Source organism: Mesorhizobium sp. M0938 (assembly GCF_040319125.1).
GTDB lineage: Bacteria > Pseudomonadota > Alphaproteobacteria > Rhizobiales > Rhizobiaceae > Mesorhizobium > Mesorhizobium robiniae.
The window spans coordinates 12,349-28,973 of sequence record NZ_JAMYNS010000033.1; the positions used below are offsets into that span (position 1 = coordinate 12,349).

9 protein-coding genes, 5 pseudogenes and 1 riboswitch are annotated in these 16,625 nt (G+C 58.3%); of the genes and pseudogenes, 9 read left to right on the forward strand and 5 right to left on the reverse strand.

The window, feature by feature from the left end; all coding sequences use genetic code 11:
- Nucleotides 1-434 precede the first annotated feature (434 nt).
- A complete protein-coding gene (locus NKH73_RS31420; RefSeq protein ID WP_352939135.1) occupies nucleotides 435-2,129 on the forward strand; it encodes an alpha,alpha-trehalose-phosphate synthase (UDP-forming) in 1,695 nt (564 codons plus the stop codon).
- A gap of 560 nt (nucleotides 2,130-2,689) precedes the next feature.
- Nucleotides 2,690-2,891: riboswitch (cobalamin riboswitch) on the forward strand.
- A 95-nt stretch (nucleotides 2,892-2,986) separates the two neighbouring features.
- Nucleotides 2,987-5,338 carry a 5-methyltetrahydropteroyltriglutamate--homocysteine S-methyltransferase gene (metE, locus tag NKH73_RS31425; RefSeq protein ID WP_352939138.1) on the forward strand — a complete coding sequence of 784 codons (2,352 nt, stop codon included), beginning with the start codon at nucleotides 2,987-2,989 and terminating at the stop codon, nucleotides 5,336-5,338.
- Between the two features lie 444 nt (nucleotides 5,339-5,782).
- Here metE and NKH73_RS31430 read toward each other — a convergent pair whose 3' ends face one another.
- Nucleotides 5,783-6,838 (reverse strand): cytochrome-c peroxidase, encoded by a 1,056-nt coding sequence (locus NKH73_RS31430; protein WP_352939141.1) that lies wholly within the window; start codon nucleotides 6,836-6,838, stop codon nucleotides 5,783-5,785.
- Nucleotides 6,839-7,651: 813 nt separating this feature from the next.
- On the opposite strand from NKH73_RS31430, the gene NKH73_RS31435 reads away from it, so the two are divergent.
- Nucleotides 7,652-8,005 carry a hypothetical protein gene (locus NKH73_RS31435; protein WP_352663974.1) on the forward strand — a complete coding sequence of 118 codons (354 nt, stop codon included), beginning with the start codon at nucleotides 7,652-7,654 and terminating at the stop codon, nucleotides 8,003-8,005.
- Between the two features lie 137 nt (nucleotides 8,006-8,142).
- Here the strand turns inward: NKH73_RS31435 and NKH73_RS31440 are convergent, their stop codons facing one another.
- On the reverse strand, nucleotides 8,143-9,147 hold the full coding sequence (locus NKH73_RS31440; protein ID WP_352939145.1) for a glycosyltransferase family 10 domain-containing protein: 1,005 nt from the start codon (nucleotides 9,145-9,147) through the stop codon (nucleotides 8,143-8,145).
- Nucleotides 9,148-9,307: 160 nt separating this feature from the next.
- Nucleotides 9,308-9,668: pseudogene (locus tag NKH73_RS32680) on the reverse strand (transposase); the annotation flags it as partial.
- Nucleotides 9,669-10,312: 644 nt separating this feature from the next.
- On the opposite strand from NKH73_RS32680, the gene NKH73_RS31450 reads away from it, so the two are divergent.
- Nucleotides 10,313-10,783 (forward strand): Ros/MucR family transcriptional regulator, encoded by a 471-nt coding sequence (locus NKH73_RS31450; protein ID WP_352536062.1) that lies wholly within the window; start codon nucleotides 10,313-10,315, stop codon nucleotides 10,781-10,783.
- 228 nt (nucleotides 10,784-11,011) lie between these two features.
- Here NKH73_RS31450 and NKH73_RS31455 read toward each other — a convergent pair whose 3' ends face one another.
- Complete coding sequence (locus tag NKH73_RS31455) at nucleotides 11,012-11,224, reverse strand: cold-shock protein (protein ID WP_023679670.1); 213 nt, start codon at nucleotides 11,222-11,224, stop codon at nucleotides 11,012-11,014.
- A 342-nt stretch (nucleotides 11,225-11,566) separates the two neighbouring features.
- Here NKH73_RS31455 and NKH73_RS31460 point away from each other — a divergent pair, with 342 nt between their 5' ends.
- The 3 genes and pseudogenes from NKH73_RS31460 to NKH73_RS31470 all read left to right on the forward strand — a co-directional run.
- Nucleotides 11,567-11,821, forward strand: a complete 255-nt coding sequence (locus NKH73_RS31460) for a hypothetical protein (protein WP_352939150.1) — start codon at nucleotides 11,567-11,569, stop codon at nucleotides 11,819-11,821.
- Between the two features lie 53 nt (nucleotides 11,822-11,874).
- Nucleotides 11,875-12,993: pseudogene (locus tag NKH73_RS31465) on the forward strand (NAD-dependent succinate-semialdehyde dehydrogenase); the annotation flags it as partial.
- Nucleotides 12,994-13,087: 94 nt separating this feature from the next.
- Nucleotides 13,088-13,837: pseudogene (locus tag NKH73_RS31470) on the forward strand (DDE-type integrase/transposase/recombinase); the annotation flags it as partial.
- 113 nt (nucleotides 13,838-13,950) lie between these two features.
- Here NKH73_RS31470 and NKH73_RS31475 read toward each other — a convergent pair.
- The gene (locus tag NKH73_RS31475; protein WP_352939153.1) at nucleotides 13,951-15,180 is read right to left on the reverse strand and encodes an IS110 family RNA-guided transposase; all 1,230 of its coding nucleotides are present in this window, start codon (nucleotides 15,178-15,180) and stop codon (nucleotides 13,951-13,953) included.
- A 256-nt stretch (nucleotides 15,181-15,436) separates the two neighbouring features.
- Here NKH73_RS31475 and NKH73_RS31480 point away from each other — a divergent pair.
- Both NKH73_RS31480 and NKH73_RS31485 read left to right on the forward strand, forming a co-directional pair.
- Nucleotides 15,437-15,682 (forward strand): annotated as a pseudogene (locus tag NKH73_RS31480) (integrase core domain-containing protein); the annotation flags it as partial.
- Between the two features lie 777 nt (nucleotides 15,683-16,459).
- A pseudogene (locus NKH73_RS31485) lies at nucleotides 16,460-16,625 on the forward strand (ISNCY family transposase); the annotation flags it as partial.

The following is a 16,625-nucleotide window of genomic DNA, read 5'->3' on the forward strand; positions in this document are numbered from 1 at the left end:
GCGGTCTGGCGTCCACGATTTTGGGATCGTCGAGGGCAACGAGGAAGGGATTCAAAAACGGGCCCTGACGGGCGGAAAGGGACTATCCCGCCCTCTCCGATCTCCGTGTCAAAACTCTTCGACAGACGCAGGATCGCATCACGGGGCCCGGCAGCCTTGGCGGCAGCGACATAATTTCAGTTCATTTCAACAGGTGCTGGCATCTACTGGGTGTATCTCTTATCCGAACAATCCAACAATTACCGCAAGCACGGTCCGCTCGATCGGGTCGCCAGCTATTTTCGCGATAAGCCGGTTCTTGAGGGCGCCGAAGCCGAAACGCGACAATCGGTCGCCATTTGCTCTGACGCTCGTCAGATCCTCGTCAGCAGGGGGTGTGCCAATCTGGGAATGCCAGTTGCTCCATCATGGGGAATATTCAACGGAGGCATGAAATGGACGCATTGAACAACGCCAACTCGCCGCGCCGGAACCTCACATGGCAAACTGGGGCTGTTCACGAACTAATCGCTTTTGAACAACCCCTGAGAGACTTGCTACAGGAGCGAGAACAACAAGCCGAAGTTGGCCCGTCCCGTCCTGTTGTCTCAGCCGCAGACCAGCGCTTCAACACGGCGGCCCAGCAGCCACATAGGAGTCTTATCGCAATTTCCAACCGCGGTGCGACTGTCAATTCTGATCAGCCCAAGACAGGCGGGCTTTCGGCGGCCCTGGAGTGCGTCGTGGAGCGTTCCGGCGCGGTCTGGGTAGGTTTTTCCGAGCATCTGGGCGACGGGGATAAGCAACAGGTGCCCCTCGTGCAGCGTGGCAAAGGTCAAATCGGGTGGCTCGATGGGCCGGCAGCGGACTATTCTCGGTACTATCAAGGTTTTGCAAATTCAATATTGTGGCCGGCGCTCCACTCGCTGCCGGACCGGATCTCAGGCTCGGAAGAGGATTATAAAAGTTATCGCGACGTCAATGCCTTCATGGCGCGCGCGGTGTCCGAATTGGGAGATAACGCAGTCTACTGGGTTCATGACTACCATTTCCTGCCGCTCGGCGCTGATTTGCACAGACTCGGCATTGACCGGCCGATCGGCCATTTCCTGCATACGCCATGGCCCGAGTCTGACATGATGGAGCGCGTGCCCAATTCTGGCGAGCTAATGACATGTATGCTCGAGTATGATCTGCTCGGTTTCCAGACCGACCGTGATGTGAGCAATTTCCTCGCCTGTGTCCAATCTCATTTGGGGCTGGAGAGCAAGAACGGGGTCGTTTTCTCGGACCATGGCCAGACGCAATGCCAAAATTTTCCTATAGGTATCGATCCGAAGCAATTCGAACAGTGTGCCGCAGATTCGCTTGAGGCGCAGAAAGCCTACATTTCGCAGTTGAAACTTGGCGGAGCAAAGCTAGTTATCGGCGTCGATCGGCTCGACTACACCAAGGGCATCGACAATCGGATTAAAGCTTTCGATCTGCTGGCAGTCGAGCCGCAACGTGTCTCGCTCTTGCAAATCGCAACTCCCTCACGTGGCGACATCCAAGCGTACAGCGAATATCGGCGCGACGTCGAAAGACTCGTCAATCAAGTCAACAACCGGCATGGCACGGACGAGTGGATGCCGATTATCTATGAGAACAGGTCGTTCACCCAAGCTGAGATAGCGGGTCTTTACAGAGCCGCGCGTGTTTGCGTTGTGACGCCGTTGCGCGATGGCATGAATCTTGTGGCGAAAGAATACATTGCTGCACAAGATCCGAGCGACCCTGGCGTTCTGGTGTTATCGAAGTTTGCCGGCGCGGCCGAAGACTTCGCCGAGGACGCCCTGCTGGTAAATCCGAGGCTCTCCGACGAGATAGCTACCGCGATCTCAAGAGCGGCCAGCATGCCGCGCGAAGAACGCATCCAACGCTGGCGGAGGATGATGGACAAACTTGAAGCGTATACGATCCACCATTGGTCAGCGGACTTCGTTCGGCAACTGGACAGCAGCCGGGTTACGGTCCCTGCGGATCACTTCCACTATGTTGGCTTGGGCTGGATCAGCGAGGCCCAAATGCCTTCGTATCGGACCGAGCCAGAATTGCACACCGCGCTGACGCGTGCACTGGATAAAAACTGGGTCCTGCCGATCGTATGATGCAGAATATGAAGCACGCGAGCTTTGCCTGCGTTTGCGCATCCCTCAATGCCGAGCGCTTGGAGAGAGAGATACTTATACTGACCGCCTGAATGCGGCTTAAGCGGCTTATCGGGACCACAGTCGGGCTTTGCATCAGACCCTTGAGCCAGGCTCGGTCAGTGTGGTCTCTTGCCGCCGAGCGGAGTCATCACGATTGCCTAGTCACCCGTGATGACGACTGGCGTGCCAATTCCCGCGGTTTGGCGCTCACTCCGAGAAAACCGCTTCTACCACGCACGCACGGCTTGCGGCCGCATCGTTAAACATCGCCACCAATGCGATCTTCTGCATTCTAATGACGTTGTCACGCGCTTGAAGTCTTGTCCGAAATCCTTCATCGGCGACCTGCGAGGGATGTCGCAGCCCGACAGGGATCCATTAGTTGGACAATGGTGGCAGCGGAGCAGCGCCGCCAATGGGCGACTGAATATTTCACAATGTTAGACAAGCGTAAAAGCGAAATCACATAACGACATAAACATTTCGTTATGCGTCATTGACAAAAGAGCGGACTGCTGTGATTATCTGCGTGTCGTGGTTCTCGCGTGCGGCGCTGCCGCAGCGGAGCTAAGAGGGAAGCCGGTGCAATGCCGGCGCTGCCCCCGCAACTGTTAGCGGCGAGCCAACCCCACTCATGTCACTGAGGCAAATACCCTCAGGAAGACGGGTAGAGGCTATGACCCCGCGAGCCAGGAGACCTGCCACGGCGAATTACGTCCACGGGCGGGGTGTCTCGGTGGCCGCTGCAAGCCGGCGTTCGTGCCGGCCTGCTAGCGCCTTCCTTGTCATCGGCGCCCCAACCATCGGGGTATGACATGACTGACTCTCAGGAAATTCCTGTAGCAACGCTCGGCGTGCCGCGCTTCGGTCGTCGGCGAGAACTGAAATTCGCGCTTGAAAGCTACTGGTCCGGAACATCGTCCGCTGGCGACCTTCTCACGACGTCGAAGGCGCTCCGTGCCGCTAGCTGGGAAGAGCAGCGCGATCGCGGCGTGTCGAAAATCCCGTCGAACGACTTCTCGCTTTACGACCATGTGCTCGACACCGCAGCCATGGTCGGGGCCGTTCCATCCCGTTACGGCTGGAATAGCGGCGAGGTCCCACTTGACATCTGCTTCGCAATGGCGCGCGGCAACCAGGGTCAGACGGAGGATTGTGGACACGCTGGTCACCAGGAGGAGGCTCATGGACCTGGTGTAACCGCGATGGAAATGACCAAGTGGTTTGACACCAACTACCACTACATTGTGCCGGAACTCGATGATGATCAGACGTTCGCCCTCTCGTCATCGAAGCCGGTCGATCACTTCCTCGAGGCTAAAGCTCTCGGCATTCACACACGCCCAGTCATCCTTGGACCCATCACCTTCCTCAAGCTGGCGAAATCGCCTGCCGAGGGGTTCGGTCCCATCGCGCTCCTACCGCGGCTGCTGCCCGTTTACGAGCAAGTCCTGCAGAAGCTGAAGCTGTCGGGAGCCGACTGGGTGCAGATCGATGAGCCAGCGCTTGTCCTCGATCTGAACCCGAACGAACGAGCTGCGTTCGAATTCGCCTATGGCCAGCTGTCGAAAGCCGCGCCCGAGCTGAAGATCATGCTGGCTACGTATTTCGGGTCGCTGGGAGACAATCTCGAAACCGCGGTTTCTCTGCCCCTGGCCGGGCTGCATATTGATCTCGTGCGCGCTCCCGAGCAGCTGGAAACGGTGGGTCGGCTCGCTCCGAAGGATCTGGTGCTCTCGCTTGGCTTGATCGATGGCCGCAACGTCTGGCGTGCGAACCTGCCCGCCATTCTCGACCGCATCAAACCGATCGTCGCCGGCTGGCCCTTGGACCGCGTCGAGATCGCGCCTTCTTGCTCGATGCTGCATGTGCCGATTGATCTGCGCATGGAGACGGAACTCGACGCCGACATCAGGTCGTGGCTCGCCTTCGCGGCCCAGAAGACCGACGAGTTGGTCTTGCTGGCCCGGGCCCTGTCCCAAGGCAGGGATGCGGTGGCAGGCGCGTTGAAAGCGTCTGCCGAGGCTGCCGCCACGCGCGTGACATCCACGAGGATCCATGACCCGCTTGTTCAGGGGCGGATCGCTAGCATTGAGGACAGCGCGAAGCGACGAGAGAGCGCTTTTGGCGAGCGCTCCAGAGTCCAAGCCGGCTCACTCGGGCTGCCGCCGTTCCCGACGACGACCATCGGGTCCTTCCCGCAGACGCCGCAGGTACGCAAGGCGCGGGCCGCTCATGCGAAGGGCCAGCTGAGCTATGTCGACTATGAGACGTTCCTGAAGAAGGAGATCGAGGCTGCAATTCGCTGGCAGGAAGAGATCGGGCTGGACGTGCTGGTGCACGGTGAGTTCGAGCGAAACGACATGGTACAGCATTTCGGCGAGCAGTTGTCCGGCTTCGCGCTCACCCAGCATGCCTGGGTACAAAGCTATGGGTCGCGCTACGTGCGTCCCCCCATCATTTTCGGCGACGTATCGAGGCGCAATCCGATGACAGTGCGCTGGTGGCAATTCGCCCAGTCGCTTACGGAAAAGCCCGTGAAGGGAATGCTCACAGGCCCAGTCACCATTCTCAACTGGTCTTTTGTTCGCGACGACGTACCCCGCTCCGAAGCCTGCCGCCAGATCGCGCTCGCCATCCGCGACGAAGTGACGGATCTCGAAAGATCCGGCGCAAGGATGATCCAGATCGATGAGGCCGCGTTTCGCGAAGGATTGCCACTGCGCCAATCTGACTGGAAAGTCTATCTCGACTGGGCTGTCGAATGTTTCCGGATCGCTTCAACGGGTGTAAAGGACGCGACTCAAATTCATACCCACATGTGCTATTCGGAGTTCAACGAGATCATTCACGCGATCGCTGGAATGGATGCGGATGTCATTTCGATTGAGACGTCGCGCTCGAAGATGGAACTGTTGGACGCCTTCACGAGCTCCAAATATCCGAACGAAATCGGTCCCGGCGTCTATGATATTCACTCACCACGCGTCCCGGAAGTCGGCGAGATTTCGGACTTAGTCATGCTTGCCCGCGAGCGACTGTCCGACGGCCAACTGTGGATAAACCCGGACTGTGGCCTCAAAACACGCAAATGGGAGGAGGTCCGCCCTGCCCTCATGAACATGGTCGCTGCAGCACGCGCGCTCCGGCAGAAAGTGCAGGCGTAAGGCTTCTCTTCCTCACCGTGTGGGGAGTTGCCGGTGGCGGATGTCGGCCGGGAATATGCCAAACCGATCACACTCTTGAAAATAATCCACACGGCGAAAATGTGCAATTTTCCTTCGGCACGTGTCCTCATCCCGCAGAAATATAAATGTGACACCACGCTATAGTATTGGTCCTTGGGAACATACAGGCCCCGCGCCTCGAACAAATCGTACACACGTCGTTTCTCAAAGTAGACTGCTTGGCATGTTCGCTCAGGCGGCGACAATATATGATGCTGCGCGTCTGTCCGCTTCCCCAGTTGATTTGCGCAGACTACGGGCGAGGTTGCAGGTTTCGGGTATTGCTAGCGTGTCCCGCCAATTCGGAGATGGACGTGGCAATTCGTGTGGCCCAAGTAAAAGCCGCAATCATTTTCGATTGCGACGTCCGCAGCCAGTTGGCCCTTATTTTCCTAAGATCTGCGTTACAGGCCGGGGCGTTGTCGCCGTTTCGGAGGGTAAGATGGGATAGGTGACCTCGGGTGCCTCTCCGGTCAGCGAGTTGAGGAAGGCAACAAGCAGATCAACTTCTTCGTCCGCCAGTACTACGCCAAGCTGGGTGGTCCCCATAATAGCGACGGCCTGTTTCAGATCCCAAACCTTGCCCGAATGAAAGTATGGCGCGGTGAGTGCAACGTTGCGCAGCGGCGCCACGCGGAAAACATAGTAGTCATCGGCTGCATTGGTGACCGCGAATCGGCCCTTGTCTTTGTCCGGCAGGACCTCGGCGCTGGGCTGTTCCACGAGGCCAAAGGGGAAATAGGCTTGCCCACCAACGTTGATGCCGGCATGGCAGGACGAGCAGCCTTTGTCCATGAAAAGCGCCAGGCCCTGTTTCTGTTCGGAAGTCATGGCAAGCTCATCACCATTCAGGAAGCTGTCGAACGGGGCCGGTGTGACCAATGTCGCCTCGAAGGCTTCGATCGCCTTGGCGAAGTTGTCGAAGGTGACCCGATCGGCTTCAGCCGGAAAAGCTGCATCGAACCACTCGACATATTGCGGCATGGACTTGAGCGTGGCGATGACTTGGTCCGGTGTATTGGCCATTTCGATGCCAGCTTGGACCGGTCCCTTCGCCTGAGCCTTCAGGTCTGCGGCACGACCATCCCAGAACTGAGCGATGTTGAAGACAGCGTTCAGTACAGTCGGCGCGTTGCGCTGTCCCTTCTGCCAACCATGGCCGATCGAGGTTTCGTGATTGTCGTCGCCGCCCGTGGCCAGGTTGTGGCACGAGTTGCACGACAAAACGCCTGACGCCGAGACGCGTGGATCGAAGAACAGTGCCTTGCCGAGAGCGATCTTTTCCGGGGTGTTCGGGTTGTTGGCGACTGTCGTCGTGGTGGATGGCAAAGCCCTGAAGGTGGCCAATGCCGTATCTCTGAGGTCGGTGGGGATCGAATCCGCAGCAAAGGCGGTGGGTGCCAGCAAGGTGACAGCCATCGTTCTGAATAGGATTTTCATAAATGGTCTTCCTGCGTCGTGCACGCAGCCACTATGCGATCTGCGGCTCATGAACGCCCTGAGCTAGATCAGTTGAGGGAGAGGATCGGGGTCTGGCACCTGTTTTCGCGGCTGAGCTGGGACCCTCTTGGAAGTGATCGCTCTTCTCGATTGGACTTCACGTGCGCTGCACGCCTTGCGAAAAGTGAGCTTCTGAAACCTCAGGGTTCATTCGTTCCTCCTGACCGGCTGATTGCGTGAATCGACCTTATCGACACCCGCCGACTGCACATTGTGATGTCACCAGCGATGGCGGTTTCAATACCTAAGCAGCGACGGTCTATGCGACAGTATGGATGTCCTATCGGAATAGCCGGTCCGCCTTGTCGATCGTCACACCGGCATATAGTTCCGCTTCTACGAACATCCCATCACGCGAGGAAAGACATGGCCAATACGCGCAGTATCGCCAATCTAGCCCTTGTGCCGGCGCGGCGCTTGAGCAGGTCCACCGGCTGTAACTGCCTCACACCTCGATCCACAGATCCTAGGCGATGACCACGTTGTCGTCGTCATTCGACGGACGCGGGGCAGTGGCCCATAAGCGAGCCACCGCAAACTGTGCGGTTGCCAATGCGTAATGAAGTGAATTGGAATGATCTTCGGTTTGCGAAACACGCACATCCGACGCAGCTTGCGTTGACAGAGGCGGTTTTACGCGCAATAGCACTTCCGCCGGCCTATTTTTGTGGAGTTCAATTGTGGTTCGGCCAAGGGCGCTGGGCGCCGGACCGGCCCCGTGTAAACCTCATTAAAGAGAGAGAGAGACCCTGCATGGAAGAATTCTTACCGCGCATCGCCACTGGTGCCGGCATCGGCCCGGCTCTCGCAGAGAAGGGCGTTGGGTTAATGCTGGGTTTCCTGCAAAGCCACGCGGCCGACGGTCCCGTTGCGCGCATGATCGAGGCCATTCCGGGAGCTTCGGAATTAGTAGCGAAATATCATGGCGACGACCCAGAGGGTGGCGGCCTTATGGGGCTCGGCCAGCAATTAATGAGTGAGGGTCTCAGCATGGCAAATATCGCCGGCCTCGCCAACGAGACGATCGCCTGCGCCAAGGAACATGCCGGCGACGAACTCGTGGACGAGGTCCTCAATTCCGTTCCTGGCCTTCCCCAGTTCGTCTGATCAGCGGCAGCCGGGGGCGCATGACCTCGTGCGCCCGTGCCGGCCCGTCTGCGCAGCAGGCATTCTCCGCCGAGCGTTCCGTACCGATCTCGCCAGACCACCGACCGCCGGGCACGCGAAGCGAGCGTTGGAGTACTTCATTCGTCTATTCCAAAATCGACCTCAGGCGAATCGATGTGTATAATTTCCGGCGGTAAAGGTTTATCCTGAACGCTTTCGATGAAGCCCGCGAGATAAGCAAACGTATTGTATTTCTCGAGGACCAACCGCTTCGCCTCTCTTATTGCGCCGCGACGTTCCTTCCAGAGGTCCGAGTCGATGATTTCTTGAATTTTTGGGATTACGTTCTTGTCCTCTGGGTCAATCAGAACCATAGAGTCCGAAGGGAAGAACCTCGTGATTGCCGGGCTGCCGTAATAGATCGGCATTGTTTCAGCAACGAAGCAGTCCATAAGCTTCTCTGTAAAATAGTAATCAGCACGAGTATTCTCGAAAGCTATACTGTAACGGTAAGGTGCGAGTGCGTTCCATTTATCTCCAATCAGCCGAAAACCTCGGCCGAACAGGTCAAAATCGAGCTCCTTTCTCAGCCGTTCCAGAAACGCCAGCCGATATCGATGTCCTTTAAGCAGGGCGATGTTACTGGTAATCCATGAGAGCCGAAGCGGCTTGTCCACGACTTCGCTGACCAGAAGTTGGTCATATGTCTTGTTTACAGACCAGGACCGAGTGATAGGTGGAGACAAAACGAATCGACGCTCTGCATTCTTCCGAGCAGCCAGTTCTGCGTCAGACGTCAGGACGATAGTATTTTTCCCCTGCCCTTCATGAAATGCGCGATGAGCTTTCGTCGGCGGTTCACCGATTGCAAAAATTGTCCTGTTTGGGCTCGCCTCGATATCAACAGGGAGCCCAAAAAGAGAAGCAGAGTTAAAGACAATATGCCAATCGGGCACGAAGGATGTCGTGCGTACAAAAGCGACATTGTTCCAGATTCCACTGCCCTTTGGAGTGAGATGGTGGATTGCATCATCCAAAACGCCCCAAGAATCTAGACATGTAGCAACAATGGGCGCCGGGCGTTCCGTCAACAATTTGGCCGACAAAGCAGTTCCACTCCCTTCACTCGCGAAGGTACTCAATCGCCATTCCGGATTGCGGTAACATTGGGCAGCATAAACCTTCCGGGACCCGCTGTCGAGGCAATTGTCCCTTTGCACTTGACTAGGTTCTTCCTCGTTTTGTGTGGTGATCAGGCCGGCTGAGTGGCAGCATGCGTGCCCTAAGGAGTTCGCAGCCCGCTCAGCCTACATGGTACGTTTGATCGTCTTCAGGCGGTTGATCAGCCCTTCCGCCTGGCCGTTGCTCCACGGTAGTTCAATGGCGCGAACGGCGTCAACGTCACGGCGTAGGACTAGACCGAAACGCGTGATGGCGACGAGCCCGGAGTTGACGCCACGTCGATCGAAGTGTCGAGCTTGCCGAATTCACAGGCACCGCAAAATGCCGCGGAAGCGCATGGCAAGCCTGCGCATCGTGGCAAACTCATGTGATCCCTGCTTCAGGACGTCGACCTTCTTGGCCTGTTGATCGTCAGCACATCCCGAGGCTTCGTGCAGAGGGCCGGGGCGACTACCGGCGAGATCACACGGCCGGTCGTGGGATTCCGTATGGGACAGCGTCGCTGGCTGGTTGATGCGTATGATTGAAGCAGGCGACGCACTGTCCTTGCCCGGCCTCTTGGCGCGGCGCCAGCTTGCGAGAAGCCGCTCCAGATTCGAGAAGCTGCCCGTGTCGCCGCGCTGTTTGATATCGTGGAACAGGTGTCGTCCGCAGCGATTGCCGTCTCTCCAGGACCGGCTAAGAAACGCCTCGAAATACATTGATGTCCTTGGTTTATCAGCGGCGGTTCCCAGCCCCCTTGCAAGAGCGGCTCACCGGGCGATGAACTTACATCGCTTTGGCCATTGCCAATGAACGTTTGTTCCATCGTCCCTGACGCCCACCAGCAAGCGATTACTATCGCTCGATTTCACAGTCCAAAGAAGTCACACCGAGACAAAATACCGCGCTTAGGCTCGAGACTACTAGCAACTTCGACGCAAAGTTACAGCCGGGACGCGCCACGCACCTCGGCAGGGTCGCCAACAACGAGTGGCTCAGCGGTCACGACGGGAAATATGGCGCACCGATGTCGCTTCTGGACGAGCATTGGCAATAACGCTGTCGAGACATTGTTGCTTTCCGCGGCAACGGCCCCTATGAAGCGACGCTTCGCTGACTATGTTTCACCGCCTGGAGAGTTTCATGACAGAAGAAGCCGGAAAAAACGTCGACACCCTCATTGAGCTTGCCGCCGATGTCGTGTCGGCCTATGTCTCCAACAATCCGATCCCGGTGGGGGATCTCCCTGCCCTCATCGGCCAAGTGCATGCGGCTCTGAGAGCGACGGCCGGAGGTGTCTCTGCACAAGAGCCGGTTGCCCTTACGCCTGCAGTCCCGATCAGGAAGTCGGTGACACCGGACTACATCATCTCCCTTGAGGACGGGAAGAGATTCAAATCTTTAAAGCGCCATCTGTCGACCCGCTACGGGCTGACGCCGGATGGATATCGGGCCAAATGGGGCCTGCCGGCGGATTATCCCATGGTCGCGCCGAACTACGCCGCGGCGCGCTCGTCATTGGCCAAGACGATGGGGCTCGGCCGCAAACCGAAGGCGCCGGAAGCGCCGGAGCCTGCGCCGACGAAGCGAACCCGCAAGAAGGTCGCGGCTTGATTTCGGCAATCGAGATTCGTTCTGGAGCGTTGCAGCCATCGGCTTAATCTGCGCGTCACATAAAAAAGGCGGGGCCAACCCCGCCTTCCTTTCCAACAACTTTGTTTCATGAGGAATTCGCGACGCATGCAGCAATCTGCTGCCCTCAGTTTTTGCTCGCTCCTATCGAGCGGCCGTGAGGATCTCCGGACCTACGTGCCTACTCTTGCCAGGACGCAGGAGAAAATTTCAACCAGCTTTGCTGAGGCTGCCAGCTGAGGACTTGCCAGTGCGGCGGTCCTGCTCGATCTCATAGTTGATCTTCTGGCCGTCAGCGAGGGTCGAGAGGCCCGCGCGTTCGACAGCGGAAATGTGGACGAAAACATCCGGACCGCCATTGTCGGGCTGGATAAATCCAAACCCCTTGGTGCTGTTGAACCACTTCACCGTTCCAGTCGGCATATACTTGTTCCTCTTTAACAATTGCAAGGTGGGCAGGCTATTAGGCCCGCCCGAGTTATAGCCGAGAGTTAGGGGCCGCAAAAAGCGAATAATTGTTAAGCCCCGATCAGCTGGCGCACTCCATTGTGGCCGTAGCCGCCAGCAAGCACTGTCCTACACTACCGCTCGAGGTGGCCGGAAGCGCCCGATTCTTCCAACGCTCCTCAGCGCCACGTCTATGGCTCGTGTCTGGAGGCACGGGACGTAAGGGCGACTGCTGCTCGTGCCGCAGGTCAAAGGCCGGGTAGTTCACAGAGCTAGCTTCGTGCATAACGGCTTGGCAAGCGCATAAGGAGTTTCGAATTGGATTGTTTCAAGAGGGTCGAGCGGTTGATTGATGCCACCAGCGTGGAAGCGATCGATAGCGCGCGCGTTTTGCTGGACCAATTCAAGGGCAAGTCAGAAACAATCGCCCAAGCGATTGACGACTTCCTGCTTGATTTCATGACCTTGCTGTTTGTGGTAGAAGCCACCCGCGAGCAGTTCCACAATCCGGCGAGGCGGTTAGCGCGCATCAGATTGAGCAAGGTCAGGCTGTTACTCACGCGATGCTCTTGACCTAAGCGACCACTCCGCCAGGCATGCATTTGCAGCCGAGCGCACCAGGCGGTGCGGCGTATCTGCAATGGTACGCCGAGGAGGCAAATCGCGTCTATGGCGAGATGATCTCCGCACCATCGACGGACCGCCGAATGTTGGTGATCAAGCAGCCCATCGGGGTCGTCGGCACGATAACGCCATGGAATTTCCCGGCCTCGATGGTGACGCGCAAAATTTCGCCAGCCTTGGCAGCGGGCTGCACGATCGTTCTCAAGCCCGCTGAACAGACGCCGCTCGTGGCTGGAGCAATGTTCGCCCTCGCCAATCAGGCAGGCTTTCCCGAAGGCGTCGTCAACCTGATCTATGCATCCGAAGGTGACGCGGTCGGCCGCGAACTTTGCACAAATCCCAAGGTCCGCAAGATCAGCTTCACCGGGTCTACTGAGATCGGGCGCCCACTCATGCGCCAGTGCTCGGACCAGATCAAAAAAGTCAGCCTAGAGCTCGGCGGCAATGCACCTTTCATCGTGTTCGATGATGCGGATATCGATGCCGCAGTTGACGGTGCGATCCAGGCGAAGTACCGCAATGCTGGCCAGACCTGCGTTTCAGCGAACCGCCTTTACGTCCAGTCGGGCGTTCACGACGAGTTCGTCGAGAAATTCGTGGAACGGGCTCGCCAACTTCAAGTTGGTGACGGTTTCGCGCCCGGAGTGGACATCGGACCCCTCATCGACAAGCAGGCTTTGGCCAAGATTAAATCCCATATTGCCGATGCCGTAACTAAAGGCGGCGCAATTCGATGCGGGGGCAAACGCCTGGGCACGAATGGCACGTTTTTCCAACCAACGGTCCTGACCGGTGTCACCAGCGAGATGACCGTCGCGCGAGAAGAGACATTCGGGCCGCTCGCACCGATTATTCGCTTCAAAGATGCGGATCAAGTCGTCCGTGATGCCAATGAAACGATCTACGGCCTCGCGGCCTATTTTTATGCGTCGAACCTGAAGCGTGTCTGGCGTGTCGCCGAGGCCTTGGAATATGGAATGGTCGGGGTAAATACCGGCCGGATGTCTTCGGAAGCGGCGCCGTTCGGTGGGATAAAACAGTCCGGCATCGGTCGTGAGGGATCCCGCCATGGCCTCGAGGACTACCTCGAAATGAAATACCTCTGCATGGGCGGCATCTGAAGCATCGGCTTGCAGGGTTCACCGACGGGGTACCTAGCTGTTTGATCCCAGACTTTGATGGGGCATTCTTGTCGTCCGAATCAAAGGATGCGCTATGGGCCAGATTCTCCATGGGAGCGCCACGACGACAGAGGCGGTCCGTCGAGCGATACAGCATAGTCAAGAGAGCCTGAGAGTGCTGGCCAAGCGCTATGGGATCAACCAGAAGACCGTTGCGAAGTGGAAGGGCCGGACCTCGGTCGTTGATCTGCCGACCGGCCCGAGGGAGCCGCGCTCGACCGTGCTCTCCGTTGAGGAAGAGGCGGTCATCGTCGCCTTCCGGCGCTACACGTTGCTGCCGCTGGACGATTGCCTCTATGCGCTTCAGCCCACGATCCCGCATCTGACGCGATCTTCATTGCACCGCTGCCTGCAGCGCCATGGCATCGGCCGGCTTCCCGATGTCGAGGGCGACAAGCCAGCGAAGAAGAAGTTCAAGAGCTACCCGATCGGCTACTTCCACATCGACGTTGCCGAGGTGCGGACCGAGCAGGGCAAGCTCTATATGTTCGTCGCCATCGACCGCACCTCGAAGTTCGCCTTCGTGGAGTTGCACGAGAAATCTACCACCGCCGTATCCAAGGGGTTCCTGCTGCGCCTGATCGCGGCCGTTCCTTATAGGATCCACACCGTGCTCACCGACAACGGCATCCAGTTCACCACGCCCGGTGCAGGCGGGTCAGCCGTACCCCTCATCAAGGAGGCTCTCGACAATGGCGAGGCTGTCTGGGCCCATGCCTTCGAGCTCACCTGCGCCAGGAACAACATCGAGCACCGCACCACCAAGGTAAGGCATCCATGGACCACTGATGTGATCGACAAGAGCCTTTTTGATAAATCTGCGCTATTCTCTTGTCGCGCATGGATGACCGCGTGGCGAAGAGCAGGATCCTAGGTGAGAGTCCTGCCGCGAAGCCTCTATCGTCGTACCTCATTTGAGGCATCCGTGCACGCCTTCTTCGGACCCCGTCGGCTCCAGCCGGAGACAAAGCGCGCGTAAGCGCCCTCGGCCTGTTCCACCCAACGCCTCTCCTCTTCCCGGCGGCTCTTGATGTTGTAGGCGTGCGCGGCTCCCTTTTGGCCGCGCACAGCCTTGCTCCCGGCCTTGAGTTCCACATCGCGCAGCTTCTTGGCATGCAGGGAAGGCCGAGCCCAGGCGTAACTCTCGCCCTTCGTCAACAGATGCCAGATTACGACAGAGAGTTTGCGTGCGGTTGCGACGGCCGCGACATGCTGGCCGCGCCGGGCACGAACCCGCAGGAAGAAGGCCCGCAGCGGCCCCGGCGCACGCGCCGCCGCCCAAGCCGCTTCAACGAGCATGCCGCGGGCATGGCCGCGACCCTGCTTGGTGATCCGTCCATGGTATGCCGGACCTGGCCCGGATTGCCTGACGCTTGGGTTCAGGCCAAGATAGCTCACAAGCTTCTGCGGCTCATCGAAGCGCGACACGTCGCCGATTGCCGCCTTCATCGCCAGCGCGACGGTCATATCGACGCCGGGAATGGTCATTAACCGCTTTACACCTTCATCCTGGAGGGCCGAGCGGGCAAGATCGCGCTCGATGACCTGGAGGTCTTCGCCCAATCGGCCGAACTCGCGCAGATGCCGGTCGATCGCGAGGCGCTCGTCTTCCGGCACGATCTGCTCGCGCAACCACGACCGGCCCTTGGCGCCACACAGGTCGGCATGCGGGCAGGACGGGATGAGGTGGCTATGAAGGATCGACTGGATGACATTCTTCAAGCGTGATCTTTGCCGGACGATCTGATTGCGCCGCGTCACCTGCCGGCGCAGTGCCTGCGTCGGTTCGTCCGGAATCCAGACTTCCGGCAGGAAGCCGCTGGCATAGAGCTGCGCCAGAAAGCCGGCATCGATCGTGTCCGTCTTGATCTTGGCATAGGCGATGATGCGCACCTGTTTGGGGTTTGCGATCACCACTTTCTTCACATGCGGCGCGACAACCCCGGCGGCCGAGGACGCGTTGCCCGTCGCCTCGATCACGACGACATCATCCAACGACAGCTTTGCGGCGAAGGCATCCAGCAGATCGCGCCGCATGTCGACACGACCCAGCCGCCTGAGCCTGCCATCCTCCCATGCCACCGCCTCGGCGAAGGCGCGATGGATATCCAGTCCGATGATGCGCATGCCTATTCCCTCCTTCCTGGCTCGGTGAAAGACGGGAGCTGGCGGGCAACACGACACTTACTGATCCGCGCTCGCAGCGCATCCGGGAAAGTCGCGAGGGGCGGCCATGTAACGAGCTCGGGCTCTCAGCCCACGGTCTAAACACGGCCTGCCCGCACTTTCGTGCTCCCGGTGCCCCACGTCCCGGATGGGCTCACCATAAGGCCATTCCCAAAGAAGAACAGCAGGACGAATAGGCACCAAAGATCACATACCGGATAACCGCCAAGTCGAGCGCATGAACCGGACCATCAAGGACGCGACCGTCAAACGCTTCTACTACGAGAGCCACGATCAGCTCCGGCAGCACCTCACCGACTTCGTCGCCGCCTACAACTTCGCCCGTAGGCTCAAGACCCTCAAGGGGCTCACGCCCTACGAGTTCATCTGCAAAGCATGGGCTGACCAGCCCCAACAGTTCATCGTAAATCCGCTCCAGCAAATGCCGGGACTAAACACCTAGCGAGCGATCTCCAAACATGTGAATTGTTGTATCGCTCCTCGATTGGGAACTGAGGGGCGGTCCGCACCCGAGCAAACACGCAATCCTGAGGAGCCCCCTAAAATAGCTGGATGTATCTCTCGACGAGACAAGCGTCTGCATTTTCGGCGAAGACGGCGCGCATGCGACGGAGGATACGCTTGCGATTTGGCGGCCCTCGCCGACTATCCTCAGGCGACGGGCTGTCGTTGCGCGGGTCTGGTTGGAAGCTTGTGCACCAAGCCATCGTCAACGCTGATTGAGCAATATCCGAATTTGGACCTGCTACATTCCGATATCAGTAGCTCAGCTGTTCTTCGGCTGACTGCCGCGCCGGTACACGCTCGGACAGAATCGAAGGTACCATCACGCGGCATCGCATCCACATTGGTGATCGGCGCACGTTCCAGGGCGCGCCAAGTTGACCAAGCGGGTCGAACCGCATTACAGCCTTGACCGGCTGGAGGACGGAAATCCCGATGCCGAAGAGATTGGTCAGCCCAGTCGAGCCCACACGCATTTTCGGCACGAACAGCAAGGGCTGGGAAGCGATCGGCCGAGCGGTCCTTGAAGGCGCGGGCCAGGGTTGTTTGACGACGCGTTGGTTCGGTCAGCTAATCTAGTGTCTGTCCACAAACTCTAAGCCATTGAAATTCATTCACGAATCGCGATTTGCCGCTCAAGCCCGGCGGTTTCAGGTAGACTTTGGGATCAAGCCACTGATTCCAAAGAAAAACCCGCCACCGCCGGAGCCCGACAATGCGCCAAGAACGCATCATCCAAGCCAACATATTCGATCTTTTCGCCGGGCACGAGATCGGCCGCGAGCTGAAAGCGATGTCGCAGTGGCTCGATGAGCATCGCTCGCTGCTGAGTTTGGTGATTGACGATCTGCGCCGGCACGGGGTCCGGGAGACGGGACGGC

Coding starts and splice junctions, on each gene's coding strand:
- NKH73_RS31435 (WP_352663974.1), top strand. CDS start 7,652: ATGGAAGAATTCTTACCGCGCATCGCCACTGGTGCCGGCATCGGCCCG.
- NKH73_RS31450 (WP_352536062.1), top strand. CDS start 10,313: ATGACAGAAGAAGCCGGAAAAAACGTCGACACCCTCATTGAGCTTGCC.
- NKH73_RS31420 (WP_352939135.1), top strand. CDS start 435: ATGGACGCATTGAACAACGCCAACTCGCCGCGCCGGAACCTCACATGG.
- NKH73_RS31475 (WP_352939153.1), bottom strand. CDS start 15,180: ATGCGCATCATCGGACTGGATATCCATCGCGCCTTCGCCGAGGCGGTG.
- NKH73_RS31430 (WP_352939141.1), bottom strand. CDS start 6,838: ATGAAAATCCTATTCAGAACGATGGCTGTCACCTTGCTGGCACCCACC.
- metE (WP_352939138.1), top strand. CDS start 2,987: ATGACTGACTCTCAGGAAATTCCTGTAGCAACGCTCGGCGTGCCGCGC.
- NKH73_RS31455 (WP_023679670.1), bottom strand. CDS start 11,224: ATGCCGACTGGAACGGTGAAGTGGTTCAACAGCACCAAGGGGTTTGGA.